The organism is Bartonella sp. AS69XJJH (genome assembly GCF_042195585.1).
Classification (GTDB): Bacteria; Pseudomonadota; Alphaproteobacteria; order Rhizobiales; family Rhizobiaceae; genus Bartonella.
The window spans coordinates 1-12294 of sequence record NZ_JBHIOO010000008.1 but is presented as its reverse complement, the minus strand read 5'-3'; the positions used below and the strand labels follow the sequence as shown (position 1 = coordinate 12294).

Annotated in this window: 11 protein-coding genes, 1 tRNA gene and 1 pseudogene; 6 read left to right on the top strand and 7 right to left on the bottom strand. The window is 37.2% G+C overall.

Annotation, left to right across the window (positions count from 1 at the left end; all coding sequences use genetic code 11):
* Positions 1-524: 524 nt before the first annotated feature.
* Entirely contained in the window at positions 525-1433 is a 909-nt protein-coding gene (locus ACFIK6_RS05315; RefSeq protein WP_375642077.1) for a cation diffusion facilitator family transporter, read from the bottom strand.
* A gap of 755 nt (positions 1434-2188) precedes the next feature.
* On the opposite strand from ACFIK6_RS05315, the gene ACFIK6_RS05310 reads away from it, so the two are divergent.
* Positions 2189-2998 (top strand): TrmH family RNA methyltransferase, encoded by an 810-nt coding sequence (locus ACFIK6_RS05310; protein ID WP_375642076.1) that lies wholly within the window; start codon positions 2189-2191, stop codon positions 2996-2998.
* A gap of 278 nt (positions 2999-3276) precedes the next feature.
* Here the strand turns inward: ACFIK6_RS05310 and mnmA are convergent, their stop codons facing one another.
* On the bottom strand, positions 3277-4500 hold the full coding sequence (gene mnmA, locus ACFIK6_RS05305) for a tRNA 2-thiouridine(34) synthase MnmA (protein WP_375642075.1): 1224 nt from the start codon (positions 4498-4500) through the stop codon (positions 3277-3279).
* Positions 4501-4903: 403 nt separating this feature from the next.
* Here mnmA and ACFIK6_RS05300 point away from each other — a divergent pair, with 403 nt between their 5' ends.
* A complete protein-coding gene (locus ACFIK6_RS05300; protein ID WP_273724205.1) occupies positions 4904-5179 on the top strand; it encodes a DUF1153 domain-containing protein in 276 nt (91 codons plus the stop codon).
* A gap of 145 nt (positions 5180-5324) precedes the next feature.
* Here the strand turns inward: ACFIK6_RS05300 and ACFIK6_RS05295 are convergent, their stop codons facing one another.
* Complete coding sequence (locus ACFIK6_RS05295; protein ID WP_375642074.1) at positions 5325-5711, bottom strand: flagellar export protein FliJ; 387 nt, start codon at positions 5709-5711, stop codon at positions 5325-5327.
* Between the two features lie 565 nt (positions 5712-6276).
* Between ACFIK6_RS05295 and ctrA the strand changes: the two genes are divergently transcribed.
* The gene (gene ctrA, locus ACFIK6_RS05290) at positions 6277-6978 is read left to right on the top strand and encodes a response regulator transcription factor CtrA (protein WP_273724203.1); all 702 of its coding nucleotides are present in this window, start codon (positions 6277-6279) and stop codon (positions 6976-6978) included.
* Positions 6979-7202: 224 nt separating this feature from the next.
* On the opposite strand, the gene chpT is transcribed toward ctrA, so the two are convergent.
* Positions 7203-7841, bottom strand: coding sequence for a histidine phosphotransferase ChpT (chpT, locus tag ACFIK6_RS05285; protein WP_375642073.1), 639 nt, complete (start codon positions 7839-7841; stop codon positions 7203-7205).
* A 213-nt stretch (positions 7842-8054) separates the two neighbouring features.
* Between chpT and ACFIK6_RS05280 the strand changes: the two genes are divergently transcribed.
* The gene (locus tag ACFIK6_RS05280; protein WP_375642072.1) at positions 8055-8651 is read left to right on the top strand and encodes a DUF1134 domain-containing protein; all 597 of its coding nucleotides are present in this window, start codon (positions 8055-8057) and stop codon (positions 8649-8651) included.
* Between the two features lie 27 nt (positions 8652-8678).
* Positions 8679-9321: pseudogene (locus tag ACFIK6_RS05275) on the top strand (hypothetical protein).
* 324 nt (positions 9322-9645) lie between these two features.
* On the opposite strand, the gene ACFIK6_RS05270 reads toward ACFIK6_RS05275, so the two are convergent.
* The gene (locus tag ACFIK6_RS05270) at positions 9646-10764 is read right to left on the bottom strand and encodes a DegT/DnrJ/EryC1/StrS family aminotransferase (RefSeq protein ID WP_375642071.1); all 1119 of its coding nucleotides are present in this window, start codon (positions 10762-10764) and stop codon (positions 9646-9648) included.
* 49 nt (positions 10765-10813) lie between these two features.
* Positions 10814-11770, bottom strand: a complete 957-nt coding sequence (locus ACFIK6_RS05265; protein ID WP_375642137.1) for a Gfo/Idh/MocA family protein — start codon at positions 11768-11770, stop codon at positions 10814-10816.
* Positions 11771-11934: 164 nt separating this feature from the next.
* On the opposite strand from ACFIK6_RS05265, the gene ACFIK6_RS05260 reads away from it, so the two are divergent.
* Positions 11935-12011, top strand: a tRNA-Met gene (locus ACFIK6_RS05260).
* 151 nt (positions 12012-12162) lie between these two features.
* On the opposite strand, the gene ACFIK6_RS05255 is transcribed toward ACFIK6_RS05260, so the two are convergent.
* A partial coding sequence (locus tag ACFIK6_RS05255) for a DnaB-like helicase C-terminal domain-containing protein (protein WP_375642136.1) occupies positions 12163-12294 on the bottom strand: 132 nt, incomplete at its 5' end.

Below are 12294 nucleotides of genomic sequence, written 5' to 3'. Positions count from 1 at the left end.
CACATTGTATCGATAAAACAACACATTTGTTAGCAACAATAATGATGAGTAATCTATGATCACAAACTTTAAAATTCTATTCATAACTTTTATATAAAATTTATAATTAAATCTCATTAAACTTATTACGAAAGCTTCATTCCTCTTCGCCCTAAGAAACGAAACATCTACTCCCGACAATCCGTAAACAATTCGTTCTCTTAAGTAAATTTAAGCTACTAACCATTTCAAGAGATTTACTTACACAAGAATACACCGGCAAGCTCTATTTTGAATATTTACTCAATACTCTAAAAAGACTTAATAGATCAAATTTTATATGCCTTATCTCACCACACCTTAAATGACAGTGTTTTAACGAAATAGAATAAATCTTGCCTTAAATACTCTGTTTAACCTTTTATACTTGATTGATGCAAAAATTAAATCAAAGAAAGAGCATCATTGTATTTTCGGGAAGTATGAATCGCCTCATCATAAAAAATAGTTCCCATAACAGGACAGGCAATTTGAAAAAAATCTTTTTATATAAAAGGGATCACCGTTGTACCGGGAGGCAATTTTGCCTCATCTTCAGGCTCGACATGAATAGAAATACGCACATTATCAAATTCTTTTTGAAGAACACCTTCGATTTTATCACAAATTTTATGTGCTTCTCCTACCTGCATTACAGCAGGCACAACCAAATGAAACTCTATAAAAGTAACCCTCCCAGCAACACGCGTCCGTAAATCATGGACCTCAAGTGCACCCGATGCATTTGCAGAAATCAGCTCCCGAATCCGCATGCTTTCATTCAATTCAACGCCAACGTCCATTAATCCCTGAACAGCATTTCTAATCACCTTCCAGCCCTGTAAGAGAATATTAACAGCAACGATTATCGCTAAAATTGGATCTAAAGCTCCCCATCCCCCGATAAAACCAGCAATCAGACCAACTAAAATTGCAAGCGAAGTAAAAACATCCGTTATAAAATGCACTCCATCCGCTTTAAGAGCCGGTGAGCGATGATGTTTTCCCTGCCAAATAAGAACCATTCCCCACATACAATTTATGACGGTTGCAATAAGATGAATAACAAGCCATATTCCAGGCTTCTGCAATAATTGAACGGTAGAAAGAGCTGTCCATGCTTCTCTTAAAATAACAATTGCCGCAATAATAATGAGTACCCCTTCAAGAATTGCGGAAAAATATTCTGCTTTATGATGCCCAAAGGGATGATCATGATCCGCTGGCTTCATACTCACTTTAACAGCCCACCATGCTGCCAATGACGCAAGAATATTAACGATTGATTCCAATGCATCAGAATAAAGTGCAACCGAACCTGTGATGTGATATGCCCAATATTTCAAAGCAAAAACGATACACGCAATAAAAATAGAGTATAAAGTTAAGCTTTGTATATTGATTTTTACATCCATGAACCTCATCCTTTTCTTCACGAAATAAGGGAATTAATATTTTAAACTATATAATGATACTTTTGGCATATCGACAATATTATAGAAGCTTCACCATACAATAAACACCTCAGCTTACCATTATTATCGTAAAAACTGCCCAGTTACACGAACAGCACCAATAAAGGAAGAAGAGAGGAAAATAATAAACAAAGAGCTTTCCCAAGAGCAATCAAACACATCACCTTCATTATTAACCGTTTTCTGAATAGCTTAAAGCCATCTCACGTCTCATAAACGAAAAACTTGTTTTTGCTCAAATGTATCACGATCATGCATTATTCTTCAGTCTTATGATGTGCATTATAACCCATCTATAAGCCATCTTTGCACCTTAGAAAAAATATCTTAGCACTCTACTGTAACTTTACAGGTCAACAGAATTTTAAAATATGATTTACTAAAAAATTGAGATATAAAAAAGAAGAACAATGATACCCTCAAAAAAAGAATCTGGGCATTGGGGACCCAGATTCTTTTCCCTTAGAAATTAAGGGCATACAGAACTTGGGAAATAGCGGGGACCCAAGACACTGCACCCGATACGAAAAAAAATATATGATTCCGTATCAGTATTTTCATACTATACCTATGGTTGTGCGTTGTCAACACAAATTCTACCATAAGTTTTAAAATAATGTTTTTTTCTCTCTTTGTTAAAATAAAATAAACTCGAACATCTGGAAATCATAAGAAAAAAGCACTAAAAATCTCTCATGCATTTGAATATCATAACAATCAATGAAACCGATGATCCACGCCTAAAAGCCTATCATAATATCCGTGAAAAAGATCTTGTTGGACGGCAACATCAATTTATTGCTGAAGGCAAAGTAACATTGTCCGCATTACTGCACTCGAAAGATTTTTCTGCCATCTCACTGCTCATCGTAACAAACCGTCTCTCTGGACTTCTACCGCTTTTAGAAAAAACACAGCCTCTATGTCCCATTTATTGCGTTCCACAAAAAGTTATGGATAATATCACCGGTTTCCATGTTCATCGTGGTGTTCTGGGTATTGGTAAACGCAAAACACTGCCATCCTTACAAAGTTTTTTACAATATCTTCCAGAAAAAGCTTTGATTCTTGTTTTATGTGGTATCTCGAATCACGATAATATGGGATCAATTTTTCGTAATGCAGCAGCCTTTGCCAGTAATGGTATTATTGTCGACAAAACCTCATGCGATCCACTTTATCGCAAATCAATACGAGTTTCTGCCGGCGCTGCTTTCAAAGTACCCTATACGCAAGACGCTGATATAAATGACATTATAACTGCTCTAAACGATGAAAACTTTCATCTTTATGCACTCTCCCCTGCTGCTTCACACACTCTCAAGAAAGCCAACAAAACTAAAAGAATAGCACTTATTTTTGGAACAGAAGGCGATGGCTTACCACCCCATATACTACAACAATCAAAAACCTTACGTATTCCTATGACTGACGGTTTTGACAGCCTTAATGTTGCCACAGCCTCAGGTATTGCACTTGCCCATTTTACGAACTTTGACCACTAAAGATGATAACACTTTAAGTTGTAAAACATAGCCGATGTTGTATGTTATCTACCAGTCTCCAATAATATTGCCGTTCCCTAGCATTTTAAAGCATTGATAAAAAACATTTTTACATTTTTCTTATCAATGCTTTCTACACCCTAACCCCACTTATGACGTTCAGAAGACATAATGTTGATGGATTCAATCATAAAACAAACTTCCAATGAGAAAATCTTCCGGAAGTCTCATTCAAGTTTAAGAGTACAAAATATCATTATAAATCAATTTACTATGTTTTATGAAGCTGTTGTTTTTAGTTCAGAAGAAACAGAATCTTTTGTTTCGAGATTACATAAAACGCGCTTCAACATCATTTCAGTATCGGCCGCACGTTCTGAATGTGTTACAAATCCTCCCCCAAGAATACGCGCATCATGACCATTTTCATCATAAAGAACGCAAGCTTGCCCTGGTGCCACACCATTTTCACATTCCAATAAATCAACGGAAAAAACACCTTCTTTATAATGTAAGCGCGCAAGATGAGGAGGACGCGTTGAACGCACCTTTACAGCCACCTCAATACCTTGAGAAGGGAAATTATCTAACGACTCATCACCAAGCCAATTCACATCACGTAAAAAAAGCTTATGCGTTTCTAACATTTCACGCGGTCCAACAATAACACGTGCATTTTCCACATCGAGATAAACCACATAAAGCGCTTCACCCGTTGACACCCCAATACCACGACGTTGACCAACCGTATAATTAACAATTCCCGAATGTTTACCTAAAATCTTTCCATCAATATGGACAATAACGCCAGGATTAGCTGCTTCTGGACGCAGTTTTGCGATAACATCTGAATATTTTCCTTGTGGAACAAAACAAATATCCTGACTATCATGCTTATTGGCAACCACAAAGCCCATTTCTGCTGCCATTTCACGAACGCGAGCTTTTGGAAGGTCACCAAGTGGAAAACGCAAATAATCAATCTGTTCTTGTGTCGTTGCAAAGAGAAAATAACTCTGATCACGATCATTATCGAGAGGACGAAAGAGTGCTCGATGCGCTCCATGGGAACGCGAACGAATATAATGTCCCGTAGCCAAAGCATCTGCCCCCAATTCGCGTGCCGTTGCTAATAAATCAGCAAACTTAACCGTTTGATTACATGCAATACATGGTACTGGTGTCTCTCCATGAGCATAGCTCTCCGCAAAAGGATCAATAACAGCTTCGCGAAAGCGCTTTTCATAATCAAGAACATAATGCGGTATTCCTAATGTTTCTGCAACGCGGCGTGCATCCTCAATATCTTGTCCTGCACAACACGCCCCCACCCGATGCGTCGCTGCCCCATGATCATAAAGCTGCAACGTAATGCCAATAACATTATACCCTTCCTTTTTCAAAAGACCTGCAACAACCGATGAATCAACCCCCCCTGACATTGCAACAACAATGCGAGAATCCTTAGGTTGTCCTGGTAAATCAAGACTGTTTAAAAACATATATTTATTCTCTATTTAATGCTCTGTTTAATGGCTACCCATATGTTAATATTCTGATGCGCGCTCTTCAGCACTTTTACACGACAGGTTGTCTTTATATTATTTTTTTATCCTTTCCACAACCATAGGCATTACTCTCTTAAAAGCTGCTGCAAACAAAAAAAGAATGATAGAAATAAGGCATAATAGCAATCGTTTGGGAGAAATCCTTTTAGAAAACCTTTTTTGCTCTTTTGAAAAATCCGGTAAAATATTGCAAGAATCTCTTCTACACACCTCAACTTGAGCTTCTTTTTACATGCTCAAGCACTTTATTAATTTTTTCTTTCAGCGCTTTTAGCTCTTTTTTAAATTTCATGCTCTATAAACGAATCAAATCCTTGACTCAAGGTAGAGGATACGAATGAGCAATTTGATAAAAACACAAATGAAATATGTTATTGGGCCAGATGGAAGTCCGCTTACAATTGCCGACCTACCGCCGCAAACAACACGGCGCTGGGTGATTCGTCGCAAAGCTGAAGTTGTTGCGGCTGTCAGAGGTGGATTGTTAAGTCTTGACGAAGCGTGCCAACGTTATACTTTGACTGTAGAAGAATTTCTTTCATGGCAAAGTTTGATCGATGAACACGGTTTAGCGGGATTACGAACGACCAAGATTCAAAACTACAGGCATTAAGTTGCCATTGATTACGATTTGATAACATAAAGCAATTTATAAAACAGCCAAACTAGATAAAAGTTTGGCTGTTTTATACCATATCCAAAAGATAAATCTGAAAGAATGGATTTTTAATAATTGCTTTGATCATTCAGCCATTAAATTAGCCAACCATTGAATTAGATTGAATCAAAATATTCTCATCATCCGCAGCAATCTTCTTTTCTCGTGCTTCCAAAAGCTGTGCACGTTGCAGCTCTGTATTAGCTTCATGGAGAGCAATTTCAGCGTTTGTTTTTTGAAGCTGTAAATCACGAATCGAATTGATCAGGTTATCACGTCTTTGCCGCGCTGCACGCGCAAAAGCAGAATAAGCAAAATGGTGAACATCATTATTTCCAGATTTACGTTCTTCATTAGTAATCTGTGCTTCCAGCTCTAACACCATTCGTTCAAATTCTGCGATCATCATCTCAAGCTGTGCAATTTCACGGCGCTTTCCACGCACTTGAAACATCCTCAATCGCACCATATTTTCTCGTGGCTTCATACTCACTACTCCTTGATTGCGCCAACTCAAAACTCGCATTCACACCCAATAAATATCTTCTAGTTATATGTCTATCCGACAAAAACAGTCTATTAACTTGAAATTATAATAATTTTTGCCTTTCTTTAAAGCATCTGACAAGACAAGCTGCTTTAAAGAGCAATAACTATTTCTTTACTTTTCCACCCCATTATAAAATGAAGAGGTTTAAAGCTCAGTAAACAAACACTGAAATTGTAAAAAAGTAATTTATAATGCTCTTTTACAATTTTTTTTAAGTTAAAGTTTATAGAGAAAGCCCTTCTTTTTTTATTATGTTAAAAAATAAGCGATTTTTCTAAAATAATTTTGTAGCCTCTTTCAAAAATAAAAATATTTTGTTAACCACTATCATGGATAGTGGGGAATTGAGTAGTGATTGTTACGCGTACTACTGAAATGTTTATAAACACTTTGTTGTAAGTGTTTGATTTAATGAATTGTTTTTATAGCAGTGGTTTTGCTAACTGATATAAAATAGAAATGCTCCTTATGATTCGTGAAGGAGCGAAGTGAGGGATCTAAAATGCGCGTATTATTAATTGAAGATGATAGAGCAGTTACTCAAAGCATTGAGTTGATGTTAAAGTCGGCTAACTTTAATGTTTATATCACCGATCTGGGTGAAGAAGGTATCGATTTAGGAAAACTCTATGATTATGATATCATTTTGCTTGATCTGAATTTGCCTGACATGTCAGGATATGATGTTTTGCGGACTCTAAGGTTGGCAAAAATAAAAACTCCTGTCCTGATCCTTTCTGGTATGAATGCCATTGAAGACAAGGTCCGTGGTTTTGGCTTTGGAGCAGATGACTATATGACGAAGCCTTTTCATAAGGATGAGCTCATTGCGCGTATCCATGCAGTTGTTCGTCGTTCTAAAGGACATGCACAATCGGTTATTGTTACCGGTGATCTTACCGTTAACCTTGACGCAAAAACCGTCGAAGTTGCAGGGCGCCCCGTTCATTTAACCGGTAAAGAGTACCAAATGCTAGAGCTTCTCTCTTTACGCAAAGGTACCACTCTTACCAAGGAAATGTTTCTCAATCATCTCTATGGTGGAATGGATGAACCAGAACTAAAGATTATCGATGTTTTTATCTGTAAATTGCGGAAAAAATTGGAAGCAGTCTCTTCTAATGTAAATTACATTGATACAGTTTGGGGACGTGGTTACGTATTACGTGATCCAGTTGAAGAGAACGTACGAAAAACCGCTTAAGCAGTGAACATGCACATTGTAAAATCTCGGAGTGTAGCGGGCCGAGATTTTTTCTCGAGGATCTTTTCTCTATTAAAAATAGAAAACTCGCACACCAAAAATCTCATATAGAAAGCGCTTAAAGCTTAAGAAGTAAGCACACCAAATTTACACATATAATCCTATCGCTCATAAGTTCAACTGAAGCCACTTTTCCCAACACGGCTTAAGCGCTTCTCTCTTATTCAAAGCTTTTTTACACTTTCTAAAACAATACAACGATCACTTTCATCAATATTTATTTTCATCTCTGTCATCTGAGCAAGTAACATTGTGTAATAAAATTGAATGACATGTGCATCAATAAGCCCTTCTTGAACTTCTCCACGAAATAACGCAAGAAAATGAGGGGGTATCCGGAGAGTTCTACCGAAAACCTCAAATCGAAAAGAACGTTTATTTTCTTCTTGCAAAATCATAACAACAATTTCACCACCACGAGAAACTGTTGCGTTTGCAATCAATAATAAATTAAGCAAAAGTTTAACTTCATCTTTTTCTAACAATAAAGAAGAAGATTGCCATTTTAAAGTTGCTTTTTCTTCTTTCATATATTGTTGAGCAACCTGCTCTGCAGCCCGTGTATCTATTTGTCCTCCACTTGCACCAGAAAAACCAAAAGCCAATCGCGCAAATTGTAGACGTGCAGTAGCACTCGCAACGGATAAACGCACCAATTGCAAAGCATCTTCTTCAGCTCCTCCTTCATCATAAAGCTCCATTGCATTTTGAATAGCCCCCACAGGTGAAATCAAATCATGGCAAATACGACTACAAAGCAAAGCAGCAAGATCCATAGGCTTCAAAGAAATATCTAACGTCATAATGATTGAAAACTCCTAGATTCAAAAAACAAACTTTATTTTAAAGAAAAACTCTTAACATCTGATGCATAATAGGAAAAATTAACAATCATGCTAAAAAAATCAGAAATAAATTCAAGAATTTAAATAACCTTATATCTTATTTTTTATTTGAATAGAATGAAAATTCTAATATTATCTTTTTGTTTATCACTAATAAAAGGAGAAAACTCCATGGCTCTCTCTCTGCTCAAATACTGGTACAAAAATATTATATCTTTAATCTTCCTTTTATTCATCACCATAAACACTGCACATGCTCAACTAAAACCAATAGAGCAAAACGAACCCCATTATTCACTCCAAGAAATTATTGATTCTGGTCATATTTTTTTTGGAAAAACAGCCAGTGGTCTGGCTGTTGCAATTCAAAATATTTTTTCAAAATACGGTTATCCCAATGCCTATATTTTAGGAGAAGAAGCTTCTGGTGCCTTTTTTGCTGGATTAACCTATGGCGAAGGAAGGATTTTTACCAAAAGCTATGGTCAACATAAAGTTTTTTGGCAAGGTCCCTCAGTAGGATGGGATTTTGGCGGCCAAGGCTCCCGTTTAATGATCTTAGTTTACAATCTTAATGGCATAAATAATTTATGGAGACGCTATGGTGGTATTTCAGGTTCGGCCTATTTAATTGCAGGTGTTGGTTTTCATGTCCTCAAATACCATAATACCTTGTTAATCCCAATACGTACAGGAGTCGGCGCACGCCTTGGTATCAATGTAGGGTATTTAAAATTAACACCTAGACCGACATGGAATCCATTTTAAACGTATTCTTATTTGAAAAGGGGCATTATGCTTATTCAATCATTTCTTTTTTTTATACTTGGAGTTTCTTTCACTTCCTGGTTACTGGTCCTTTTATCTCCTTTTATTTGGCGTAAAGCCGTTCATTTTGCGTATAAAGATGTTTGTGCGCAAATGCCATTATCACTCGCGGAAATAGAAGCAAATCACGATTTTCTTCGTGCACAACATGCTGTAGAATTAGCAAACAACCAACAAAAGTACGAATTTTTGCAAAAAAAATACGCCCAACAAAAAATACAACTGAGCCAAGTAACAGAACAATTTTATCGGCTATGCCTCCCCACACAAGACGCTCTCACCAAAGAAGCGATAGCAATCAAACAAAATATCGCCACAATACACACTTTCAAAGGAAAGAAAAATGATGCGTGAAAAAATCGCACACTATCAGCAACGTTTACAAAAAATCCAAACTTATGAGCTTAACACGACCGCTAACCACCAATTGCTGGAAGAACTCCGTGAAGAAACAAAAGAACTCGCAGCAACATTAGCAGCTCAAATAGCGCTACAAGAGGGGAATACATCACCCATCAACACATTGATTCAAAAATCCAAAAGCAAAAATGACCTAGCATCACGTATTCGCAAAAAAATAACTCTTCTCTCCAAAAGCCCCCTTAAATAGGTTATCTTTTAAAACACCTTAAATGAAGAGTAAAATCAACAAAGGTTCACGGTAACTTTCATAACCCAAATCCTTTTTATTAAACGCGACTTTCTTGCTAAGCTAAAGGACAAGGTTTCCTAACCCATACAGTTCTATTAAAAAACATCTTCTTGTCAAGCAGATTCACTTTCTAATCATATCACCGCTCTAAAGGACAACATTTCATAGCTCTTAGAAAGTAAATAATACCAAAAACATTGATTACACACTCTAACAAAAAATACCTTCTAAAATGGGTCACCAATAGAGCTTTGACCATAATTTTAAGGATAAAACACGCTCTCAAGAGTGATAAAAATCTCTTATTTTTTGAATAATCATATCCTGATCCGTTTGTGTCAAGTAAGGATGCATTGGTAAACTTAAAACACACTCTCCTAAAGACTCTGAAACAGAAAGGGAATCTTTTACATAAGGGAAGTGTTTATAAGCTGGCTGTTGGTGTAAAGGAGTTTTATAATAAATCATTGTAGGGATAGAATTTTTTTGTAAGAAATCTTTTAATTTATCACGTTCTTTTACCTTAATCGTATATTGTGCATAAGCAGAACGAATATTTTCTCCTATTTCTGGAACTGTAACAATATCTCTTAAGCCATTGTAATAGCGTTGAGCAATTTCTACACGCTTTTCCATTTCATCTTCAAAGATCGCAAACTTTTCTAGTAAAATTGCAGCCTGAATACTATCTAGGCGCGAATTCATACCAATACGTACATTGTCATATTGCGTTTCACCTTTACCATGAAACAAAATAGAGCGTAAAAGTTTTGCAAAATGATCATCATTAGTCATCATAGCACCTCCATCGCCATAACACCCTAATGGTTTTGCAGGATAAAAACTTGTAGCAGCCACATCACCAAAAGCACCGCACATAGTATTACCGCTTCTTCCGCCCATAGATTGAGCAGCATCTTCAATTACAAAAAGATTTTCTTTTGCTGCCACTTGAGCAATTTGCACATAGTCAGCAGCAAGCCCAAATAAATCAACGGCAATAATAGCCTTTGGCTTTAGACGTCCCTCTTTTTTTACCATTTCGATAGCGTGAGAAAGTTTTTCAACATCAATATTGAATGTATCAGGTAAAACATCAACAAAAACAGGCTCAGCCCCCACCAAAGCAACCACTTCAACCGTTGCTGAAAATGTAAAACTAGGACAAAACACAGCATCCCCTGGACCAATATTTTTAGCCATAAGAGGCATCTTCAAAGCATCTGTTCCATTAGCACATGCAATCACATGTTTAACGCCCAGATATTCTGCCAATTTCTCTTCAAACTCTGTTACTTTTGGCCCCAAAATATACTTCCCACTAGCGACCACATGCGCAATTGCAGAATTAATTTTATCTTCAATACGCGCACGCTGCGCCCCAAGGTCGATGAATTGCATATTAACTCCATTGATCATCACAAGAATGCAAAAGCGCTACCTATCTCTTTTATCTATCATAATTGACACCAGCAGCTGTTAAAATCCGTAAAACCGCAATAGCATCATCACCATTTGTACGAGGTGATTGACGCGTTTCAATACAATGAAGAAAGTGACGTAATTCGCAAGTAAGCGGTAAGTCTTCACAAACATCAATATAATTCAGCTCATCCATGCTAAAAGCCCACTCTTGATTTTCTTTCCAAACGGCAAAATGGTGCATTGCCAATTTACGACTCCACGGTTCCATATCATCAAAAACGAGCATAGCCTTTGTCCCCACAACAGTTAAACGCCTCTCACGATAAGAACTCAAGCGTGAAGTAAAAAGATGACTACGCACACCATTTGGAAAAGTCATATGAATATGAGAAAAATCAGAAATCTGATTAACGACAGCAGCCCCCTCACCGCGAATTTCGGAAGGTTCACATCCTGTCAACGCCAAAATCATTGAGAGATCATGAGGGGCAAGATCCCATAAAGCATCACTGTGTGTATGAAATTTTCCAAAGCCTAATCTATGGGAATAAATATATCGCACATCTCCCACTTCTCCGTTTTTCACCAATTCACACATTTTTTCAAAAGCTGGATGAAAACGTAAAATATGGCCCACCATAAAAACTCGCCCATAAGCCTCAGCCTCCTGAACTTGGCGTTTAGCATCAGAAACATTCAAGGCTATTGGTTTTTCCACCAAAACATCTTTACCATTTTTAACAGCACAGAGCACATTTTGCGTATGCAATTGTGGCGGCAACGCTAATACTAGCGCATCAATATCTCGACGAGTAAAAAGATCATCTGGTGTAACAACCTCTACACCATACATCGTTGCAAAACTAGCAGCACGATCATTATCAATATCAGAAACCGCTGCTAAAGCCCCGAGAGAGTGAAGTGTCCGTATATGATTTTCACCCCAATGACCGCATCCTAAAACCGCTACACGTGGCACCATTTTCATGCCTTACCTTACTTTATCATATGAAAATTACACTTTTACATATCGAGGATAATATAGAATGACAAGAGAAAAGCTTAAAAACGATGCTTGACATCTTACTATTCTACCCCTTATATCCGCAAAAGATGTAATTATTTACAATTGTGATTGCTTATTTTGGCGGAGTAGCTCAGTAGGTTAGAGCAGAGGAATCATAATCCTTGTGTCGGGGGTTCAAATCCCTCCTCCGCTACCATTACTTTTTGTTGTGTGTGTAGCTTGTGTAGCTTGCCAGCGGGTTTTGTATATTTTGACACTAGGTTTTGTACCAATTTATTTTTTTCTCAAAGAGTTTTAAAGGTGTTCTCAAAGGGTATTAAAGCTCCCTTTAACGCATTTTTCTGCTCCTATTTTTCCAAATCACTAAAGCATGTAAAATCGGATTGAAAGGCAAGGGGAACAATTCCTGTCGGACCATGGCGTTGTTTTGCTATAATAACCTCGGCTTTACCCTTGGCTTGTTCCATTGCCTCTTGCCA